We start from the raw sequence: 20,216 nt of genomic DNA on the forward strand, positions 1-20,216 counted from the left end.
AGTGAGTGGTGAATAGTGAGTGGTGAATAGTGAGTGGTGAATAGTGAGTGGTGAATAGTGAGTGGTGAATAGTGAGTACCACTTACCACTTACCACTTACCACTTACCACTTACCACTTACCACTTACCACTTACCACTTACCACTTACCACTTACCTCTTACCTCTTACCTCTTACCTCTTACCTCTTACCTCTTACCTCTTACCTCTTACCTCTTACCTCTTACCTCTTACCATCCCAATTCAGGATTATACCACAGTTGACCGTTTTTAACTTCCAAAGGCGAATCAAAATTATTGGTATACAGCGCACCTGTTCCCAAACCTTGAGGCATTGGATTGCCTAGGGTAAATGTCCATTGCGCAATGGCGTTCAAACCGATATTACTTTCTAGTGCAGAGGTAATCCACCACTTAATTTGTAGCTTTTCAGCAATATCAATCCACTCTTGACTTCCTTTAAAACCACCGACTAAACTGGGTTTTAAAATGATATACTGGGGGCGTATTGCTTCCAATAGGGCTACTTTCTCTTGGTAGGAAGTTAGGCCGATCAATTCCTCATCCAAGGCAATAGGCAAAGGCGTTGTTTGGCACAAAGCTGCCATTTGTTCGACTTGTCGTTGTTTGATGGGTTGTTCGATACTGTGAAGGTCTAATTGCGCTAATTGCGCTAATTTCCCCGGTGCATCAGCTGCTGTAAATCCTCCATTGGCATCTACGCGCAGTTCGATTTGAGCTGCGGTAAAGTGCTTTCGAATATGGTGTAAAAGATTCAGTTCTGCTTGGAAGTCAATAGCGCCAATTTTTAATTTGACACAAGTAAATCCCTGTGCTATTTTTTCGTCAATTTGCTCTTTCATAAAGCTTTCTTCTCCCATCCAAACTAGGCCATTGATGGGAATTGCCGCTGTGCCATCCACAAAAGCAGAAGGAAAAAGCACAAAGGGATGTGTGCTAGACAGAGACAAAAACGCTTGTTCAAGACCGAATTGAATGGAAGGCCACTCGCGCAGTTCTTCCCAAAGAACATCTTTTCCCAAGTGGATATGCTCTACCACCCATTGCAATTTTGCTTCATAGTTGGGACGATCATCAAAACTAAGAGAGCGCAGTATCCCGCACTCTCCTATTCCAATTTTATCGTTTTCCTCTATTTTAAGCAACCAAGTCTCTTTTTCTGTCATTACCCCTCTCGATGTAGAGGAAGGTCTCTTAAAACGCAAAATATGCTTGCTGTACGTTGCTTTCATCTTTCTCTTATAACGTTAAACTCTCGCCGATTGGCAAAAGCATCAAATCTTTTCCTTTTTCAAAGAAGAGGCGCTTGGCTTCTTCATGGTCAATCTCAATATAGCCAAAGGTGTCAAAATGATACCCTAGCACTTTGTCACACTGAACAAAATCTGAGGCTACAACAGCTTCTTCTACTCCCATAGTAAAATTGCTTCCGATTGGGAATACAGCTAAATCCAAAGATGTAAACAGGGGAATTAACTTCATGTCCATCGTTAAAGAGGTATCTCCAGCGATGTAGACATTTTTGTTTTTGCTTTCAATGACAAATCCTCCAGGCTGACCGCCATAGCTTCCATCGGGAAAGGAACTCGAATGAATAGCGGGAGTGTATTTAACTTTACCAAAGTCAAACTGCCAACTTCCACCGTGGTTCATCGGGTGTGCGTTGAATCCTTTTGCCTCATAGTGCCCTGCGATTTCCGCATTGGAAACGATAATGGCTTCTGGATTGTTTTTTACAATCAGCTCTACATCTGCAATGTGATCTCCATGGGCATGTGTCAGCAAAATGTAATCTGCTTTTATTTCTTCTACGTTAATAGCTTTTGCCTCAGGCAAAGGATTGCCTGTAATAAAAGGATCGACAACTAAGTGAATATCTTCAATTTGAATGCCTAAGCAAGCATGACCGTAATACGTTATTTTCATAATTTTTATTTTATAGGATTAAAGCTAAGGAAAAAAGTACAGATACCAAAAATGTGCTTAATGCAACAATTTTCATTTGGCTGTCCAAGGCTTTGGGATCTGTGTTGTTTTTGACAAAGACCAAGTGTTTTAGCAGGGGAATATACCCTAAGACAAACGCATATTTCCACAGGGCTATTTCGCTTTGTTGTGCATAGACGACAAAAGCGATCATCGCAAACAAAACGATGAGGTAGTGGTAGCGTTTAGCCTTTGACCGACCTAACTTAACAGCTAGTGTATTTTTACCGACCATTTTGTCCGCATCTAAGTCGCGCATATTGTTGATGTTCAAAACAGCAATACTCAAATTACCAACGGCTATTGCAGGTAAAATTACCCATGGGTTCAACTGTTGACCATAGAGATAAAAACTGCCCAACACAGCAACCAATCCAAAAAAGACAAAGACAAATACATCGCCTAATCCCCTATACCCATAGGCAGATTGTCCGACAGTATATTTAATCGCGGCAGCCACACAACTAATACCGAGCACAAAGAAAAACAAGGAGGTAAAAAAGTGATCCTTCCCGAAGGAGAGATAAATTAAAATCAAAGCTGAAATAAGCGATAAGCCCGAAGTAAAGACAATTCCTTTTTTCAACTCTTCTCTGCTTAACAATCCGCTCTGTAATGCACGTTGTGGACCCAGTCGATTTTCGTTATCTGTTCCCTTTACCCCATCGCCATAATCGTTGGCGAAATTAGACAAGATTTGAAACAGCAAAGTCGTCAAAATGGCAAAAGTAAAAATGAGGTAAAAATGGGGGTGATGAGCAAAGTAAGGAAATGCACAAGCAGATCCTACAATGATTCCTGAAATTGACAAAGGTAAGGTGCGCAATCTTGCGGCAGAAATCCATGTTTTCGTTTTAGACATAGGTGCAAACATTCAAAAAAATAAAACAGCCTCTACAGACTAGTTGCGCAAAATTAAGGATAATTAAATTGTAAACAGAAAGGTGATCTAATTTTTAGTTCAATCCAAAAAGCAAAAGATTCAACCAAAGAAAACACAAGCAAACTCCTCAAATTAGAAGTTGTATTATTTAGACATAGACAATGTTTATTACAACAAAATAAGTGCTAAACTTATACTTTAAATAAAGCTACTTAAATAAGCGAAAGCCCTAAAAAACACCCCTAAAGGGTTAAAAAGTAAACAAGCAAAAAATCACTTAAAGTGATTTAATTCATCCTAAAGCATAGATTCACCTGAATAGACTTATATTTTTAACAATCAATAGATTAGTTTTCAGAAATAAAACTCATAACATTTAGTTATGTATTGTTTTTTGCTATTTTAAGGGTTAAAAGGCTGTATCAATTAAGACAAAAACAATAGCGTAAATAAAAAGTTACCTATTGAAGTTAACAAGTTTAAATAGCTTAATAAAACAACCAAATACAGCAAAATAAAGACTTTTATTTTACGAACCACTCCTCTATTTATGTCCTTTGTATCCATATAAAACATCAAATAACAGTCTTTTAAAAGGAAAAAAAGAAGAGGTAATGGCCCTATTTATCAGGTGAACAACAGCAAAAAAAGAGAAAAAGCAAGAGTACATTCCCTTGTTATTTCTCCATCAAAAGGGTCTACTTCCAACGGTATTTACCGTAAAAAATAGTTTGGCATTTGCTGTAGATCGAAATGAAAAGAGGAAAAAGAAAACAAAAAACAGTAGTAGTAAAAGGGCAGTTTAGCTTGATATTCTTGGTTTAAAACAAGTGATTTTGCAGGTAAAAAAGGAGACTCATTCAGGCAATTGTAAAGGTAATTTAGCGCATAAATAAGATAAAAAACAAGGCAGTATTGAAGGTAAATTAGCCTAGAATATAGATTTAAATCCGATGAATTAGCGCTTTAAATAAGATAAAACGAAGGCGATATTAAAGGTATATCAGTCAAAAAACGGAGGATTAAATCCGATGAATTGGCGCATAAAAAAGATAAAAATGAAGGCGATATATAAAGGTATATCAGCCAAAAATATAGGTTTAAATCCGATTAATTGGCGCATTAATAAGATAAAAACTAGGGCCGTTTTAAAGGTAGATTAGCCAAATAAAATAGGTTTAAATCCGATGAATTGGCGCATTAATAAGATAAAAACTAGGGCCGTTTTAAAGGTAGATTAGAACAAAAATGTTGGTTCAAATCCGGTGAATTAGCGCTTTAAATAAGATAAAAACTAGGGCGATATTAAAGGTATATCAATCAAAAAACGGAGGTTTAAATCAGTAAAAGAACACCTAATTTAACTGCTATAGGGGTAAAAAAAAGAGCAAAACACCGTGTTTTGCTCTTTTATACAGTTTAAATCAATCGATTATTTTTTCATCAAACGGTAGTTTTCTGCTAAAGGTCCAGTAACCGTATTGCCTTCTTTATCTAAAAACAACACACTACCTTCGTGTACTTCTACAAAACTAACTTCCCCTTTTGTAGGTGTTAAAGTCAACTTACTTCCTGTTGAATCCCACTCAAATTTACCTTCCTCTGTAAACTTCTCTCCTTTTCCAACTCCTTTGTATAAACTTGTTTGCTTATACGTTCCGTCTTCTTTGATTTCAAGCGTTGTTTCGATTCCTTCACAATCTGCACAAGGAAGAACACCTGCGTAAGTTCCAGACCAATCTAGTGAAGTTCTAGAATTGTCTTGTAAAGATTCTTCTGCTCCTTCTTTAGTTACTTCTTCTGTTTTAGTCGTTGGATCTGTTGTTTCAGCAGTTCCTTTGTCTGTTTTCTTACAACTAACTAGTGTTGATACGCTTAGACCAAGAATAGCTAAGGCTAATACATATTTTCTTTTCATAGCTTTTAAATTTTTAATTATTATTTTACTTCAAAATTACACTTTTTTTTTAACAGATAAACATATTTTGACAGGAAATAAAAATATAATTCAAATATTAACAAAATAGACGAAGTTATTTACTTTTCTTAAATTTTAAATATACTTTTTCGTCTTTTGAGTGTAACAAAAGTGTATCATTTTCAACTTTATACTCTTTTACTACCCCTAGTACTTGCATGTATACGGTTTGTTTCACCCCTGAACAATACTTTAAGGTGGAAGCGACGCCTTTGTCTAGAATGAAGCGTTGCTCATCTAGTTGCTTGATCGGTCCGCGATACACATTACAACCATTGTTACCATAAATCATCATTTCTTTGGCATCAACAACCATGAAAGGTATTTTTACTGGGAACAGGTCCTCTAGTGTTTCATCAGTCATATAGTGGGATTTCATATCAATTAATACCCATTCTCCTTCGATTTCAAACGTCTTGGTAGGTGTTGTCATTTGGCTTTGATTTTGTTCGCTTTGCACAGCTTGACTCTTACATCCTGCAGTAACCAAAGCACATACTACTGCAATTCCCAATCCTAATTTTTTCATTTTTTCTTGTTATTCTATTATTTTTAATTCTTCGTCATACAGTCCGATTAACACGCTATTTCCCTCTGAATCTATACGTAATCCGCCGTATTTTGCACGGTCAAAAAGGGTATCTTTCCCTTCTTGGAAGAAATAGCTTTCTGCACCCACGGATAGGGTGAATCCGTCCCAATTGAAGTATTTTACTGGGAGGAGTGAATCACCAAGTGGCAGTTCCACTAGGCTTTTACTGCTAATTGTCTTAAACGTTGCTCTGTGTTGTTGGTCGAGGCTGACGATAACAAAGCCGCGTTTGTTGAGAGCGGTTCGATCTATTCCTGATGCGCGCAATTGTTCGTTAATCGCATAATTAAGCTGCATATAATCGCCTTGCATTAACGATCGCGGATCAACAGGAGCCAATTCGAACAGTACTAATCGGCCTTCTTTGATGGTTTGTTCTTTCTGTTGTATTGCTCTCAAGAAGAATACACCAAACAAAACAAGGGTTACCACCACTACAATATTTCTCTTATTTTTCACGATTTAACCGATTATAAATTACAAATACACTCATAAACAACAGTCCACACCCCATAAGGATGAGGGATTTTACAAGTAAACTTACTTGCAAATAATAGTAATAGCACACAAGGGAAGACAGCAACATCACTATAGCGACGACGACTCCTTTTTGAAAGCGAAAATGATAGGCCCATACCAATAGAAAAATACTGATGGCTAAAGACATGCCAAATCCGTGCATAAAAAAGGCAAGGCTCAAGATAAAGAGGGCGCATCCACCTGAGAGGAGATTGGGTTGTTTAAACAGAATGTTTCGTCCAATTTGCTGTATGGTAAAATATGTCAATCCCAAGAGAATCACTCCAACAAAAGCGAGGTAGAAGCGATTACCGATCAGGTTAAACTCGACGTATCTCGTGTGATTGATCCAACTTGAAGGTTGAATTAACGCTAAATTATCTAGCATTACTTCAAAAAAGAGAATACAAAACAGGCCATTGCTCAAGGCTGTGTGTTTTTGGGCGAAAAACGTCCCTTTGATTTTGAGTTGTAATTCCTTTGTAAAAAGCAGGAATACGCCAACTAGGACAACCCAAAACAAAGCAAGAGCCATATAGCCTAGGTGGTTAAATTTCAACAGGTAAATCAATCCGTAGTAACCCCCTAAAACGGATAAAAACTGAATAATCTTACTTTTAAAGGCGACTAGTCCAACGGCACTTAGTAGCAGTACAACCAGACAATTAACGGAATCGCTTGTTTGCAAATCGAAGAAAGCCGCTAGAAAACAAGCGAAAGCGCTACAATAGGTAGCTACAAAAACGCCATCTCTCAAAGCGGGTTCACTCTTTTTATTGCCTAAAAAACTAAGCGCATATAAGAGCGTACCAAAGAGAGCAAAGGCTGCAAACCCCAGCTCATCGCCAATAGTTAGAAAGAGGAATCCGAAAAAAAACCCCATAGCCAAGAGGCTACCAACAATAGCAACAATTTTGAGAAACACATACTTGATGGAGTGCTCCTCTTCTATTCGAGCGGTCAATTGTTCCTCAACGACTACGCCTTGTTCTTTTACTTGATGCATCAAGTCTCTCCACGAATTAGTTTTCATGCTTCCACTCTTTTGATTTGGTTGATACCATTTTAATAATAAAGAATATACCGCCAATTGCGTATAACATATAGACGAGGAGTCCTTCTGAACTATCCTTAAAGAGCTTCATCCACAACATGAGTCCACCGCTTATTGCTGCTATTAGGGCATAAGAAAACAAGTAAATTTGCTTTCTCATCCACCCCAACACCAATCCACCCCCGATAAGACCTAGGGAGAGCAATAAAGTCCAAAGTGCTCCTGTCAGTTCTTCTGGGCGATAACTACTGTCATTTGTAAATAGCCAACAGCCAAATCCCACAGTTGCTAAGAGGTACATAGCAACGGATTGAATCTGCGTATAGCTATTCCCTATCTCGAAATTTCGGTATAATACCTTACACAAAGGAAGGAATAATAGCACTACATTTAAGAGGAGTAAAAGGAGAATACCGACAAAAATGGAATCCACCTGTAGGCGTTGAACACAAGCTAAAATAAGAGTAGTATTGGCCAAAATACTGAAAAACAGCCATTGATAGGTCGATTGACCCACAAGAGTTAAGGGCGTTGCAACGATCAACCAGGTTAAAAACAAATCATAAGCATTGGCACCGGTTTGGTAGGTTTGTCCAAAAACAGCCAGCAATACGCCAATTAACACGGTGGTTGCCAACAGACTTATTTTGTTGACAGACTCATTTACACGGGGAGTAATAGCAAAATAGCCACTTAGCACAATGCCTAGCCCCACTAGTGAAAACTTGACCGTTACGGGCATATGATCCCAGTTAAACGCAAAGAAAAATACGATTCCACTGACTAAAAATCCGATTCCACAGATTAGTAAAGCCCAATAGATAAAGTCTTTCCACTGTTTTTCTGACGCTAGTCCATGCTGCTGATAAAGCACTTCAAAATCTTGATCTGCTATGGAGGTGTATGCTTTAAATAAGAACAACTCGCGTTTGTTTAGTTTCTTTTCTTTCATATACAATTTTAAAACAAGCAAAAAAGAGCGTTTAAGCGCTCTTTGGTTTACAACTCTAAGATTTGAGCCGCGTGATCTTTTGTTTTTACTTTTTCAATTAGTTGGACGATCACTCCATTTTCGTCTATAACAAATGTCATGCGATGAATACCGTCATAGGTTCTTCCCATGAATTTCTTAGGCCCCCAAACGCCAAAGGCGTGGAGTACTTCTTTACTTTCGTCGGCTAACAAAGGAAAAGGCAACTTGTTTTTATCAATAAACTTTTGCTGTCTTGTTGCTGAATCTGCACTTACACCCAACAGTTCATACCCCTTTTCTTTTAGCAGCTGATAGTTATCTCTCAAGTTACACACTTCCGCTGTACAACCTGGTGTACTTGCTTTTGGGTAAAAAAAGAGGATTAGCTTCTTGCCTTTGTAATCACTCAATTCATGTTTTACTCCTGCTTGATCTATACCAACAAAATTTGGCGCTTGATCGCCAACTTTTAAATGTGTCATTTTATTTCGTTTTTTGTGATTAGTAAAATTACTTTTTTTTTAGATAGCCCCATCATTTTATGCGTATGGGATTTGCATATATTGCTCAACTACCTATTTTTAAAAGATTTTTTACACGAAGATAACAATTTCGTATTGACAAAATACTAACGATCAGGCTGTTGTAAATAATCACAAAAATTACTTAAAATCATTCTAAATAATTCTATATTTGCGAACAATGAATATTATTTTTAATTGATCTAAATAACAATCTAGCTATTATAAGCTAAAAACCCGCTATAGAAATGAAGAATCGCATCTATTTTTTATTGCTTAGTTGTTGTAGTTTGCCTGTATTTGCGCAGACAGAAGCACAATTAGACAGTATGTACAACGCAATGAGTACCGATCTTGGAGAAGTTGTGATCCGTGTGAATCGACCTGTTTTTCAACAAAAGGCAGATAAGATGGTGTTCAGTGTTGAGCACAGTGTGTTATCCGAAGGTAGTACAGTTTTAGAAGTATTGGGTCGTGCACCGGGTGTTGTTGTATCCCAGGATGGCGAATTATCGCTTCGCGGCAAGCAAGGAGTGAGTGTGATGATCAATGGTAAGTTGAGTTCGCTATCTTCGAAAGAATTAGCAAATTTACTGCGTTCGACCAATTCGGCTGTAGTAAAGAACATAGAGATTATCGCCAATCCTTCAGCCAAGTACGATGCTGCTGGTCAAGCGGGGATCATCAATATTGTACTCAAGACAAGTCTCTTAGACGGGATAAATGGCAGTGTTTTTGCCAGTGGAGGTCGAGGACGCAAGAATCGTATGAACACGGGATTTACGCTCAATTACGCTCACCAAGCTTGGCGCGTATATGGAGATTACACTCACACCTTTAGAGGAGAAGAAGAGCGCAAGACCTTTGATCAAGACTTTTTTGATGCGGCATCCCCCACTACTCCTCTTCGACATACCCACCAACAATACAAAACGAGTGAACCTTTAACGTCCAACAATTTCAAATTGGGAACCGATTATCAGCTAACGCCCAAAACCTCTATCGGCCTAGTCGTTGATGCCAAGATTGGGCGTTATGAAAACAAATCCGCCGGAATAAGTCAAATCTACGCTCCTATTTCGAGCTTGTATTCTTCGATTGAGACGGATAATTACAATCTAGAGCATTGGTATGATTACACGTACAGCCTACATGGAACCCATGCGTTTTCAGAACAAGGAACAGTGATGGATGTAGATGTGGAGTACGAGCGTTCAAAGTTTAATTCTAAACAGCGCCAGCTACAAACTCCTTTGATTTCCACAGCTGAACGTTACGCCAATCGAAAGGGAGAAATCCCTTCTACACTAGGCGTATTCAATGGGAAGCTCGATTTTACAATTCCGTTTACTGAGCAACATACGATAGAAACAGGTTGGAAATCAACGGTAAAGTCCAACAACAATCCTTCTGTATATCACGTAGAAGAAGGCGACCATTGGATTGTAGATCCCGAAACTACCAACCAGTATGAGTATAAGGAGCAAATTCACGCTGCCTATATCAACTATAAGCTAGCCACAGCACATTGGCAAATTCAAATGGGCTTGCGCAACGAGTATACTGAGCGCGATATTCATCAGAAAACAACAGGTGAACAACACCAAACCGATTACAACAACTTGTTTCCCAGTGCGTCTATCAAATATGAAACAGATCAGGGACATAGTTATTACGCCTCATACAGCAAGCGAATCAATAGACCGAGTCATTTTGACTTAAACCCCTTTCGCTTCTACAACGATCCCTTTAACTATTGGCAGGGAAATGTTCGATTAAAGCCTGAACTTACTCATGCTACAGAAGTAGGCTATATGTGGAGTAATTACCTTATTGCTACGCTTTACTTTAGTCGAACCCAAGACGTGATGACCCAAGTTTACACCTACGAGCAAAATCAAACGATTTTAGTTAAAACACTTGAAAACTTAAGTAAGTCATACCACTATGGCGCTACCCTAACAGCTACCCTAAACCCTACAGACTTTTGGACCATGAGCAGTATGTTTAACTTATTTAACAATCAATATAAAGGAACATACCAAGAAACAAGCATTAACAGCAAGCAAGTTGCATTTACGCTCAATGCTCAAAATAGTTTTACCCTACCTAAAGGAATAAAAGCAGAGGTCAATGCGCAGTATTTTTCCAAATCGAATATTGGTTTATACAAAAGAGAAGGATATTTTGATTTGTCTATTGGCGCTTCTAAAACAATACTACAAGAAAAAGGAAGTGTAAAACTAGCTCTTTCTGATGTATTAAAAACAAATCACTTTACCCTGATGGGGACTAATTTTGATTCGAGGATTAAGCAAGAGTACGACTTAGATAGTCGAATTGTCACCCTATCTTTCCACTACAAACTCTAAGGTAGATTGGGGATGATCATGACAAATTAAAAAGCCAACTCGCGGAGTTGGCTTTCTTTTTTACCATAAAATCTAGACGGGCTACTTGTCCAATTTGATTTTTATTGTTTGTTTTTTTATTTTAAGATCCCATTAGGAGTCATACTATCTAGACCATTCGTTTCGAAGTGGGGACCTCTATGTTGATTTGCGGTGCAAAATAGGTCAAATAAATTGGATGTCAAAACCTTAAAATATTTTTGCCAATTTTTCTAAACAATTACAACAAATCAATAAAACTCTTTTAACTTTAACAAATAACTAATTATAACTCATTGATTTAGTTTTATTCTAAATAATACATCAAGCCATATTCAGTAGAAAATCTTCTATTACCTAGATAAAAGCATTGAATTTCGTTTGATCGGGTTTTATTCGTTGTTCGCAAACGCTCACTTGAGGTTCAACTTCACTCTGATTTGAATTCCTAAAAGTGACATCACCCACCTTTATTTTGTGTATAGCTTCGCACGGAATGGATTCAAAAACTAAATAGTCAAAAGTATTCTTTGTATGTGTAATTTAGAGGTAGACACAGCACAAATGCGCAATAGTTCTGCTGCGCTTTTCTTCCTCCATGGCCTACTTTATGCAAGCGATCTTACTTCGTCTTAGGTTGTGTTAATTGCTTGGCTTTTTCCCAATAGACGTCCATTTGTTCGAGATTCATCTGAGGGAGTTCCTTTTGGTCTGTTTGAATGAGGTCTTCCATCAGTTGGAAACGCGATAAAAACTTTTGGTTGGTTTGGGCCAAGGCGTGTTCAGGATCGATACCTACAAATCGGGCGTAATTCACTAAAGAGAAGAGAATATCGCCAAATTCTTTTTCCATCAAGGCTTTATTTCCCGCTTGTTCTTCAACTTTAAACTCTTGTATTTCTTCTTCTACTTTGGCCCAAACATCGGCTTTATCACTCCAATCAAATCCAATTCCACTTGCTTTTTCTTGCATGCGTAGGGCTTTTATGATGGCAGGTAAACTCGTGGGTACACCTTCTAGAACGGATTTTCGCCCTGCTTTTAGCTTTAGTTCTTCCCAATTTTGCAAGACTTCTTGCTCATTGGACACCTTTACATCTCCATAAATGTGCGGATGCCTATAGATTAATTTATCACAAATTCCATCTGCAATAGTTTTTACATCAAACAGCCCTTTCTCACTTCCAATTTTGGCGTAAAAGACAATGTGCATCAGCAAATCGCCTAATTCACCTTGCATTTCTTGGGTGTCTCCACTGGAAATACTATCGGCTAATTCATAAACTTCTTCAATGGTCAAGGAACGCAGTGATTCGAAAGTTTGCTTCTTATCCCACGGACATTGTACTCTTAACTCATCCATGATGGTGAGCAATCGTCCAATAGCTACTAGTTTTTCTTCTTGTGTATGCATTTGGCTTGGTTATATTTGCTTATAAAACTAAAAAAAGCCCGTTAACTAACGAGCTTTTTTATCTATTCTTTTTTCTTATTTGCTTTCTTCAACAGCTTCTTGGAAAGCTTCTTGAATTAATCCTCTTTTTTGTACGATATTATACCAGTTGATTACTTTTTTAATATCAGAGTTGTACACGCGGTCTGCGTCGTAATTAGGTAATACTTCTTGGAAGTAGGCTACTAATTCAGGATCAGAAACACGGTGTGAAATTGCTTCTCCGTTGTTTTCTTTTGTCGCTATATTTTTGAATACGTCAAAAAGTTTAACTTCTCCTTCGTGCGTGTATATTGATATTTCAGATAATAAACTAACGTTGTTTTTTAATCCTACTGTACTTCTTTTCCCGTCAACTAATGATTCTGCGATAAATCCTGTGCGTGTTTGAACAATTAACTCAAATAATCCTGGTTTACCAGAAATAGCTAATACTTTTTCTAAACTCATTTTCTAAAATTTTTCTTTTGTAACAAATATCTTAATTAGTTCTTAATTTCCAACTTTTTATCTACCTTTTTTAGCAGCAAATTTCATTTTATAGTCGGTAAACACTTTGCCTTCCATAATATTTTTTAATCGCTTTGCGATTAATTTCTTTTTTAAGCTTGAAAGCTTGTCTGTAAATAAGATTCCCTCGATGTGGTCGTATTCGTGTTGAATGACACGTGCTGCCAATCCGTTAATGGTTTCCGTGTATTTAGTAAAGGTTTCATCATAATATTCAATTACAATTTGCTCTTTACGCACAACAGCTTCGTGTACATCGGGAATACTTAAACAACCTTCGTTAAAAGACCATTCCGCTCCTTCTTCACTTATGATTTTAGCATTGATAAAGGTTCTTTTATAGGTACTTAAAAACGCTTTTTCTTCTGCTGTATTATCTTCTAATTCTGCAAATGGTGCACAATCAACTACGAATAAACGAATGGGCAATCCCACTTGAGGCGCTGCTAATCCAACTCCACTAGCGGAATACATCGTATCGTACATATTAGCAATTAATTCGTCTAGGTTTGGATAATCTTTGGTGATGTCTTCTCCTAATTTGCGCAAAACAGGATCTCCATATCCAACAATTGATAGTATCATAGTTGTTATTTTGTCTCTTTATTGTATTAAAATGAATGCAAAATTAATCAAATTTATAGTATTCTATAAGACTACAAAACTTTTTTACGTTTAACTTTTGCTGTTCTTCTCTATTCTCTCCTCATTTCTTTGGGTCAATGTATCCATTTATCATTAGTACTAATAATTAATATACTGATTCATAAACGGTTAAAACAGAAAAATAGATAATAGGATCGCTTTGCATATTTTTTGGTTAGGAATACAAATTTCCGTCCTCTTTTGATTTTTCCTTGTTTGGACTTGCCTCAAAGACCTTTAGTCTTCTTTGTTTTTGAGAAATGCCACCAACTGTGCCACTGCTTTTCCCCTGTGGCTAACTGCATTTTTTTCTTCTAAAGTCAATTCGGCAAATGATTTGCTCATACCTTCTGCTTGAAATAGAGGATCATAACCAAATCCGCCTTCCCCTTGTTGTTCTAGCAAGATTTCACCTGGTATTACTCCTGTAAACAGGTGCTGTTCTCCGTTGTAATGCAGGGCAATTACTGTCTTAAAATTGGCTTTGCGATTGGTTTTGTCAGCTAATTCACCTAGCAACTTTTCGTTATTGGCTTGATCGTTCTTTTCTTCTCCTGCATATCGCGCTGAATACACACCAGGGGCTCCCCCTAAAGCATCGACTTCGAGTCCAGAATCATCCGCAAAACAATTGAATCCGTAATGCCTTTTGATATAATCGGCTTTGAGCAACGCATTTCCTTCTATTGTGTCTGCGGTTTCTGGAATATCAACCATACAACCAATGTCCTCTAAACTCAATATCTCGATAGACGCTGGTAGTTGATTTCTGATCTCTTTGATTTTATTCTTATTGTTTGAAGCAAAAATTAGTTTCATCTTTCTTTTCCTTATGTATTGCTGTCAAAAGTACGAAATGAAATGCAGAAACTGTTTTGAAAAACACCCAAAAAAAAAGAACAAACTCATTACAAGTTTGTTCTTCTCATTCACCTTATCAATTACTAACCTAGTAAAAGAAAATATACGTTTTTACTTAAGAAAGAGAATCAAATAAAATTTAACTCAACCATTTTATATCAAAAATGACTCTCAAACGAAACAACTTAACGTCTATTTTTATTTCCTTCACAAGTTTTAACCTACACAAGAGTACGATTTATTCTCGTACATCAGTAAAAAACAACACTCAAACGCATAAAATAAGATACTCAACCGTGCATAGGGTTGACTCAATTGAAGGGGATTAGGAACTAGGATAAATAAAAAAAGGAATGAACGGTGAGACTGTTCATTCCTTTTTTGTGCTAGGCGTGGCACTTTGTGCTACCCTACTTTTTATATTCTTTTACTACTTGATTGATTCGACCGAAGATTGTTTTACCTTCTTTATCCATCATTTCAATTTCGATACGATCACCGAATTGCATGAATGGGGTACTTGGTTTTCCATCTTTTATAGTTTCTAAGCATCTTACTTCTGCTAAACAGCTTGATCCTGTAGGGCTTCCTTGATTAGCAACAGTTCCTGAACCGATAACAGTTCCCGCCATTAACGAACGTGTTTTCGCTGCATGGGCAATCAATTGTCCGAAGTTAAAGGTCATATCTACACCTGCGTTTGGCGAACCTACTAAGGCTCCATTTAGTGTAGAGTGTAAAGGCAAATGCAATTTCCCCTCTTTCCAATCACCTGCTAATTCATCTGGTGTAACAACCACTGGTGCAAAAGCTGTCCATGGTTTAGATTGGTAGAATCCAAATTGTTTACCTAGTTCGGCCGGAATTAAATTTCTCAACGATACATCATTTAAGATGGTGATTAATTTAATGTGTTGTAGAGCCGTTAGTGCATCTACTCCTGGAGGTACGTCGTCTGTGATTACAGCTACCTCAGATTCGAAGTCAATTCCCCACTCTTCTTTTTCTATTTCAATATCATCTGTAGCACCAATAAAGGCATCCGATGCTCCCATATACATCAAAGGATCTGTCCAGAACGACTCAGGCAACTCTGCATTTCTGGCTTTACGCACTAATTCTACGTGAGTTACATAGGCACTTCCATCTGCCCAGTGGTAGGCTCTCGGAATTGGCGCCATTACTTTAGCGGTTGTAAAATCAATTGTATTAGATAGTTTTCCTGCATTTAGATTTTCATATACGTCCTTAAGTAGCGCTTCTTTCGTTTCCCATTGATCTAGTGCCTCTTGCATTGTAGTGGCAATATCGCTTACTGCAACTGCTTTTGTCAAATCTCTTGTTACAACGACTAATTGTCCATCTCTTGTGCCATTGTTGATACTAGCTAATTTCATGAATCTATATTTTTTAGGTTTTATAGTTTGGTTTATTGTGTTTATTTCTTCTTGTTCTCGCTTAAACAAAGAAAAGCCGAAGGTATAAAAAAAATGGGGAATAGTATAATTTCCACTACAACACTATTTCTTAGGCTATATACTTTTTTATTTATCGTTTTTCTTCACGGCTAATGATGTGTTGTATGGTTTGGGCTACTCCACTTTGATCGTTAGACGGAATCACGTGAGTGGCTTGTGCTAAAATTGCGGGATGTGCATTGCTAACGGCATAGGTATTAGCAGGTAAGGCCAACATCCCTTGATCGTTTAAATTATCGCCAAACAAGTGCAATTGCTCTGGTTTAAGGTTGTATTCTTGTATGAGGTAAGCAATTCCGTGTTCTTTTGTTGCAGTGGTACTTGAAATTTCCAAAACAAATTGATCAGGGATATATTGATCTTTAAGTAGAAGGCAATTTACTTCATTAGTGGCTCGTTCTTGTAGATATAATTTTAAGGGGACTAACGCCTCATAGCTATCAATAAACATGAGCACAAGTCCTTGAGTATCTGCTGTTATTAGCGCATCACTTATATTTTCAACTTCCACAAAACGAGGGTCGTTGGGTCGCATGCCCATAAAATAGTGCAAGCCTTTACTTGGGTTTTGTTGATAGAAAATCCCCTCTTCGAATTTTTCGTTTAGCGTAAAAATCAAGGGAGAAAGCCCATGTGCTGAGCCTAATTCGAGGATCATTTGAATCTGTTGTGGTGCGATCCCATTAATTTTCAGTACTTTTTGGCGTTGCCAATCGTAAATAACAGCACCATTATTCAGCAATACTGGAAAGTTCCACCCTATGTGATGAATCACTTTTTGTGCGCTAGTTAACCCACGTGCGGTTGCAAAAGCAATTTTGTGTTGGGGCAATGCCAGTTGGTTGAGTACTTCTTCGCTTTCCACACTCAAGAACCCATTACTTTGAAGTAAGGTTCCGTCTAAATCGGTAATAAAAATATGCTCCATCTTACTCTTCCTCCAGCATAGAAATGAATACATCTAACATCAATTCGTCCGTTGTCCAGGAGGTAATCAAGCGAACGGCAGCAAATTCAGCGTTGATCGGTCTCCACACATAAAAGTCAAAACGCTCTTGTAAGCGTTGAATCAAGCTAAGTGGTAAAATAGGGAAAATCTGATTGCTCATGGGTTCTACTAAAAAAGTAAATCCCCTATCTTTACACGCACGCGCTAATTTCATTGCCATTTCATTAGCTTCTTTGGCTAATTTGAAGTACAAATCATCTTGAAAGAGCGATAGAAACTGGATTCCCAATACTCTTCCTTTTGCTAAGAGGGCTCCTTTTTGTTTGAGATTATAGTCAAAGTCAACAGCACAAAGGGGGTTAGAAAAAATGATTGCTTCTCCAAAAAGAGCGCCATTTTTTGTTGCACCAATATAGAATACATCCACTAAATTGGCGATTTTTTCGAGGGTCAGATCGTTATTTGTTGCGGTTAGTGCATGTCCTAATCGTGCGCCATCCATAAAGAGCGTCAATCCATTGGATTTACAGCAATCGGAAATCCCTTGTAATTCACTTTCAGAATAAATGGTTCCAAATTCGGTCGTATTGGAGATATACACCACTTTGGGTTTGACCACATGAGGGCGCAATTGAAACTGTGCCAAGGTCTGTTCAATTTGAGTAGGTGTAATTTTCCCATCCTTGCTATCTATGGGAATCACTTTGTGTCCGGTAGCTTCGATCGCTCCCGTTTCATTGGCGTAAATGTGTCCTGTACTGGCACTAATCACCGCTTCATGTGGACGTAATAGAGCAGATATAACCAATAGATTGGCTTGTGTTCCCCCCGATACAAAGTAAATTTCAGCAGCTGGTTTATTGATTTTACTGCGCAGAATGGACTGAGCTTCTAGCGTGTACTCATCTGAACCATAACCGTTTTGTTGGATAAAATTTGTTTCTAGTAATTTATCGAGAATAGCTGGATGTGCTCCTTCTGCGTAGTCTATTTTTAAGTTGTACATAGTCTTAGGCTTTACAACAAGTAAAATTAAGACTTTCTCCTTCATTTATCCGTTACCCTCGGGATAAAAAGGTGAAAAAAGTAAAACAATTAGGTTTTATATGATCGAAAAAGTGTATTTTTAAATAAAAAAAGCAACATATGGAACACAAACAAGTATTTGCCGGAAGCGAAATAATGGTTTTAGCCGTTAGAAACTTACTAGAAGAGAACAATATAGCCTATATCATTCGCGATGATATTGAAGCTGGTCGTGGTGCGGGTTACGGCACTTTAGGCAAGGCTGTTCACGTGCTTGTCGAAGAGAAAGATCTCGATCTAGCAAAAAAATTAATCCAAGAAAATAATATTGAAGAATAATTTTTACTATCTTCATATTACTATTTGAATAGAACGCATCTCAAATTATTCAATACACAAGAATTAGGTTAGAAAGAAAAAGAGGGAAAGTAGCTGCTTTTCCTCTTTTTTGTCTGCCTAATGCAAAGGTACGCGTTGTGGTGCTAAGGGGAGTTTAAACGACCGTAAGGCATTTCTCATATGTACAAAAAATAGCTTATCCCTGATGACTCAAGGATAAGCTAGGAAATTAAAGGATTAAAATTATTTTTTTGGTTGCAGTAAGTGATGGATATTCACTTCCCACTGTGTTGTTCAACAGTTCATACACGAATAACTGGCCTCGCTTACCCTTTGGATTTAATTCTACTCAGTGTTTCTTGAGAGACGCCCAGGTAGGAAGCGACAATTTTGTTTGGCAATCGCTGTACAATTTGTGGACTTTGGGACAATAGATTTTGGTATCTCGTGCCTGCATCCATGGTTACCATGGCAAACAATCGACTCGTATTGTTAATATAGGCAAACTCCAAATACTTGCGATAGAATTTTTCCCATTGGGGCAGCAATTCCAAGAGCTGATAAAATTCGTGATGAGCAATGACGTAGACATCACTGTCTTCAAGGGCTTGCATATATTCTTCCGCACTATTTCCCTGAATAAAGCTAACTAAAGTAGTAGCGAATTGGTTTTCAAAGGCAAAGAAACGCGTGGTATCTTGTCCTGCTTCATTAATATAGAAAACGCGCAAACACCCCTTACACACAAAGTACAATTTCTGTGTTTGACCCACACCCGCATTTAGTTGTTCTCCTTTTTTGAGTTTTTCATATTTAAAAAAGGAAAGAATCACATCCAGTTCATCTTCTGTTACTTCAATTCGCTCTTGGATATAGGCGATTAACTGCTTCATTTTCTTTATTTTTCACTTACAAAAGTACGATAATACACAATATCAGCAATGGTAAGTACCGTCATTTTATGTTCTACAGCAAAGTCAATAGCTTGTGGAAGTCGAGCCATAGTACCGTCGTCATTCATAAGTTCACAGAGCACTGCTTCAGGTGGTAAACCAGCTAATTTCATGAGGTCTACGCTGGCTTCAGTATGACCGTTTCGCTCTAATACGCCTCCATTTTTTGCACGCAAGGGGAAGATATGTCCTGGCTTGGATAAGTCCGATTGCTTTGCGTTTTTATTGCTTGCCGCACGCACAGTGGTCAGGCGGTCCGCAGCTGATAAACCAGTGGTTACTCCTTTCGCGGCTTCAATTGTTACGGTAAAAGGCGTCTGAAACTGACTGGTATTTTCGCTAACCATATAAGGCAAATCCAAGGCGTCGGCTTTTTCATTGGTTAAACACAAGCAAATAACACCGCTGCAATAGCGAATCATTAAAGCCATGTCTTGCTCCGACATCAAATGAGCTGAAAAAACAACATCAGCTTCATTTTCTCTATCTTTATCGTCTAATACTAAAACTCCTTTGCCTACTTTTAGGAAACTCAACGCGCGTTCTACTCTTTCTTGACTCGTTTTTCCATATTCTTGTAGTGTATCTTCCATTTTATTTTTTAATTAATTGTTCTGCATATTTTCTCGCTCTGGGGATAATGACAAAAGCCGATCCATAGGCTACGGGTAACATCACACTCCAGGCTTTTAAAAACAGAAAAAACCACCCTTCTTGAAATCCATAATTTCGAATTAACCCTACAAATGCCATAATCAACGTCATCGGAATGACAACAAATAAGGTATTCACGTACTTGTAATACTTGCTATTCATATGTTGTATTTTTTACTGGAACAAAGTTCTAGTTCCCTCCGATCAAAAACATTGACTTAGATCAAAAAATTGGTGAATGTACACCTGGTTTATATTGGTTTTGATGTTCGATGAATCTACGATTTGTTATTTGCACGATTTGTTATTTGCACGGTTTGCTCGTTGCGCGGTTTATCTCACCTGGTTTATATTGGTTTTGGTGTTCGATGAATCTACGCTACGCTACGATTTGCACGGTTTGTTTAGTTTCTTCATTTGTAAGATAATTGT

21 protein-coding genes are annotated in these 20,216 nt (G+C 37.7%); 2 read left to right on the top strand and 19 right to left on the bottom strand.

The genetic code is table 11. The features are described from left to right. Positions 1-229: 229 nt before the first annotated feature. The 9 genes from HX062_RS15180 to bcp all read right to left on the bottom strand — a co-directional run bounded on the left by HX062_RS15180 (position 230) and on the right by bcp (position 8,487). On the bottom strand, positions 230-1,252 hold the full coding sequence (locus HX062_RS15180) for an o-succinylbenzoate synthase (RefSeq protein ID WP_286467990.1): 1,023 nt from the start codon (positions 1,250-1,252) through the stop codon (positions 230-232). 7 nt (positions 1,253-1,259) lie between these two features. Next, positions 1,260-1,946: a metal-dependent hydrolase gene (locus HX062_RS15185; protein ID WP_182628487.1), complete on the bottom strand. Its 687-nt coding sequence runs from the start codon at positions 1,944-1,946 to the stop codon at positions 1,260-1,262. Positions 1,947-1,956: 10 nt separating this feature from the next. Next, positions 1,957-2,868, bottom strand: a complete 912-nt coding sequence (menA, locus tag HX062_RS15190) for a 1,4-dihydroxy-2-naphthoate octaprenyltransferase (protein WP_286467991.1) — start codon at positions 2,866-2,868, stop codon at positions 1,957-1,959. 1,453 nt (positions 2,869-4,321) lie between these two features. Then, complete coding sequence (locus HX062_RS15195) at positions 4,322-4,807, bottom strand: copper resistance protein NlpE (RefSeq protein WP_182628485.1); 486 nt, start codon at positions 4,805-4,807, stop codon at positions 4,322-4,324. Positions 4,808-4,922: 115 nt separating this feature from the next. Then, the gene (locus HX062_RS15200) at positions 4,923-5,396 is read right to left on the bottom strand and encodes an META domain-containing protein (RefSeq protein WP_286467992.1); all 474 of its coding nucleotides are present in this window, start codon (positions 5,394-5,396) and stop codon (positions 4,923-4,925) included. Between the two features lie 9 nt (positions 5,397-5,405). Continuing rightward, positions 5,406-5,918 (bottom strand): GDYXXLXY domain-containing protein, encoded by a 513-nt coding sequence (locus tag HX062_RS15205; RefSeq protein ID WP_286467993.1) that lies wholly within the window; start codon positions 5,916-5,918, stop codon positions 5,406-5,408. Then, a complete protein-coding gene (locus HX062_RS15210) occupies positions 5,908-7,011 on the bottom strand; it encodes a DUF4401 domain-containing protein (protein ID WP_286467994.1) in 1,104 nt (367 codons plus the stop codon). Before HX062_RS15210 ends, HX062_RS15205 begins: the two co-directional genes overlap by 11 nt. Beyond that, positions 7,001-7,984 (bottom strand): DUF2157 domain-containing protein, encoded by a 984-nt coding sequence (locus tag HX062_RS15215; RefSeq protein ID WP_286467995.1) that lies wholly within the window; start codon positions 7,982-7,984, stop codon positions 7,001-7,003. The genes HX062_RS15210 and HX062_RS15215 overlap by 11 nt, the downstream gene beginning before the upstream one ends. A 47-nt stretch (positions 7,985-8,031) precedes the next feature. Further along, the gene (gene bcp, locus HX062_RS15220; protein WP_286467996.1) at positions 8,032-8,487 is read right to left on the bottom strand and encodes a thioredoxin-dependent thiol peroxidase; all 456 of its coding nucleotides are present in this window, start codon (positions 8,485-8,487) and stop codon (positions 8,032-8,034) included. 287 nt (positions 8,488-8,774) lie between these two features. Between bcp and HX062_RS15225 the strand changes: the two genes are divergently transcribed. Next, the gene (locus tag HX062_RS15225; RefSeq protein ID WP_286467997.1) at positions 8,775-10,898 is read left to right on the top strand and encodes a TonB-dependent receptor domain-containing protein; all 2,124 of its coding nucleotides are present in this window, start codon (positions 8,775-8,777) and stop codon (positions 10,896-10,898) included. A 640-nt stretch (positions 10,899-11,538) separates the two neighbouring features. Here HX062_RS15225 and mazG read toward each other — a convergent pair. From mazG to HX062_RS15260, 7 genes are all read right to left on the bottom strand, one after another. After that, positions 11,539-12,330, bottom strand: a complete 792-nt coding sequence (mazG, locus tag HX062_RS15230; RefSeq protein ID WP_286467998.1) for a nucleoside triphosphate pyrophosphohydrolase — start codon at positions 12,328-12,330, stop codon at positions 11,539-11,541. Between the two features lie 75 nt (positions 12,331-12,405). Then, entirely contained in the window at positions 12,406-12,819 is a 414-nt protein-coding gene (locus HX062_RS15235) for a DUF5606 family protein (protein ID WP_182628478.1), read from the bottom strand. A gap of 57 nt (positions 12,820-12,876) precedes the next feature. Further along, positions 12,877-13,464, bottom strand: coding sequence for a peptide deformylase (gene def / locus HX062_RS15240; protein ID WP_286468000.1), 588 nt, complete (start codon positions 13,462-13,464; stop codon positions 12,877-12,879). A gap of 297 nt (positions 13,465-13,761) precedes the next feature. After that, positions 13,762-14,343 carry a non-canonical purine NTP diphosphatase gene (locus HX062_RS15245; RefSeq protein WP_182628476.1) on the bottom strand — a complete coding sequence of 194 codons (582 nt, stop codon included), beginning with the start codon at positions 14,341-14,343 and terminating at the stop codon, positions 13,762-13,764. Between the two features lie 452 nt (positions 14,344-14,795). After that, positions 14,796-15,782 (bottom strand): fumarylacetoacetate hydrolase family protein, encoded by a 987-nt coding sequence (locus tag HX062_RS15250; RefSeq protein WP_286468001.1) that lies wholly within the window; start codon positions 15,780-15,782, stop codon positions 14,796-14,798. Positions 15,783-15,933: 151 nt separating this feature from the next. Further along, on the bottom strand, positions 15,934-16,791 hold the full coding sequence (locus HX062_RS15255; protein ID WP_286468002.1) for an HAD hydrolase family protein: 858 nt from the start codon (positions 16,789-16,791) through the stop codon (positions 15,934-15,936). 1 nt (position 16,792) lies between these two features. Further along, a complete protein-coding gene (locus HX062_RS15260; protein WP_182628473.1) occupies positions 16,793-17,818 on the bottom strand; it encodes a threonine aldolase family protein in 1,026 nt (341 codons plus the stop codon). Positions 17,819-17,958: 140 nt separating this feature from the next. Here HX062_RS15260 and HX062_RS15265 point away from each other — a divergent pair, with 140 nt between their 5' ends. Then, entirely contained in the window at positions 17,959-18,177 is a 219-nt protein-coding gene (locus HX062_RS15265; protein ID WP_182628472.1) for a putative signal transducing protein, read from the top strand. Between the two features lie 326 nt (positions 18,178-18,503). Here the strand turns inward: HX062_RS15265 and HX062_RS15270 are convergent, their stop codons facing one another. From HX062_RS15270 to HX062_RS15280, 3 genes are read right to left on the bottom strand one after another with little or no spacing between them, the layout of a single operon-like run. Then, positions 18,504-19,070: a Crp/Fnr family transcriptional regulator gene (locus tag HX062_RS15270; protein ID WP_286468003.1), complete on the bottom strand. Its 567-nt coding sequence runs from the start codon at positions 19,068-19,070 to the stop codon at positions 18,504-18,506. A 5-nt stretch (positions 19,071-19,075) separates the two neighbouring features. Beyond that, positions 19,076-19,723: a 3,4-dihydroxy-2-butanone-4-phosphate synthase gene (gene ribB, locus HX062_RS15275; protein WP_286468004.1), complete on the bottom strand. Its 648-nt coding sequence runs from the start codon at positions 19,721-19,723 to the stop codon at positions 19,076-19,078. A 1-nt stretch (position 19,724) separates the two neighbouring features. After that, complete coding sequence (locus HX062_RS15280; protein WP_182628470.1) at positions 19,725-19,946, bottom strand: DUF2798 domain-containing protein; 222 nt, start codon at positions 19,944-19,946, stop codon at positions 19,725-19,727. Positions 19,947-20,216 lie beyond the last annotated feature (270 nt).

The organism is Myroides sp. DF42-4-2, from assembly GCF_030326445.1.
Taxonomy (GTDB): Bacteria; Bacteroidota; Bacteroidia; order Flavobacteriales; family Flavobacteriaceae; genus Flavobacterium.

Coding starts and splice junctions, on each gene's coding strand:
- HX062_RS15250 (WP_286468001.1), bottom strand. CDS start 15,782: ATGAAATTAGCTAGTATCAACAATGGCACAAGAGATGGACAATTAGTC.
- HX062_RS15245 (WP_182628476.1), bottom strand. CDS start 14,343: ATGAAACTAATTTTTGCTTCAAACAATAAGAATAAAATCAAAGAGATC.
- HX062_RS15270 (WP_286468003.1), bottom strand. CDS start 19,070: ATGAAGCAGTTAATCGCCTATATCCAAGAGCGAATTGAAGTAACAGAA.
- HX062_RS15260 (WP_182628473.1), bottom strand. CDS start 17,818: ATGTACAACTTAAAAATAGACTACGCAGAAGGAGCACATCCAGCTATT.
- menA (WP_286467991.1), bottom strand. CDS start 2,868: ATGTCTAAAACGAAAACATGGATTTCTGCCGCAAGATTGCGCACCTTA.
- HX062_RS15210 (WP_286467994.1), bottom strand. CDS start 7,011: ATGAAAACTAATTCGTGGAGAGACTTGATGCATCAAGTAAAAGAACAA.
- HX062_RS15265 (WP_182628472.1), top strand. CDS start 17,959: ATGGAACACAAACAAGTATTTGCCGGAAGCGAAATAATGGTTTTAGCC.
- bcp (WP_286467996.1), bottom strand. CDS start 8,487: ATGACACATTTAAAAGTTGGCGATCAAGCGCCAAATTTTGTTGGTATA.
- HX062_RS15180 (WP_286467990.1), bottom strand. CDS start 1,252: ATGAAAGCAACGTACAGCAAGCATATTTTGCGTTTTAAGAGACCTTCC.
- HX062_RS15225 (WP_286467997.1), top strand. CDS start 8,775: ATGAAGAATCGCATCTATTTTTTATTGCTTAGTTGTTGTAGTTTGCCT.
- HX062_RS15195 (WP_182628485.1), bottom strand. CDS start 4,807: ATGAAAAGAAAATATGTATTAGCCTTAGCTATTCTTGGTCTAAGCGTA.
- HX062_RS15215 (WP_286467995.1), bottom strand. CDS start 7,984: ATGAAAGAAAAGAAACTAAACAAACGCGAGTTGTTCTTATTTAAAGCA.
- HX062_RS15280 (WP_182628470.1), bottom strand. CDS start 19,946: ATGAATAGCAAGTATTACAAGTACGTGAATACCTTATTTGTTGTCATT.
- HX062_RS15200 (WP_286467992.1), bottom strand. CDS start 5,396: ATGAAAAAATTAGGATTGGGAATTGCAGTAGTATGTGCTTTGGTTACT.
- mazG (WP_286467998.1), bottom strand. CDS start 12,330: ATGCATACACAAGAAGAAAAACTAGTAGCTATTGGACGATTGCTCACC.
- HX062_RS15235 (WP_182628478.1), bottom strand. CDS start 12,819: ATGAGTTTAGAAAAAGTATTAGCTATTTCTGGTAAACCAGGATTATTT.
- ribB (WP_286468004.1), bottom strand. CDS start 19,723: ATGGAAGATACACTACAAGAATATGGAAAAACGAGTCAAGAAAGAGTA.
- def (WP_286468000.1), bottom strand. CDS start 13,464: ATGATACTATCAATTGTTGGATATGGAGATCCTGTTTTGCGCAAATTA.
- HX062_RS15185 (WP_182628487.1), bottom strand. CDS start 1,946: ATGAAAATAACGTATTACGGTCATGCTTGCTTAGGCATTCAAATTGAA.
- HX062_RS15255 (WP_286468002.1), bottom strand. CDS start 16,791: ATGGAGCATATTTTTATTACCGATTTAGACGGAACCTTACTTCAAAGT.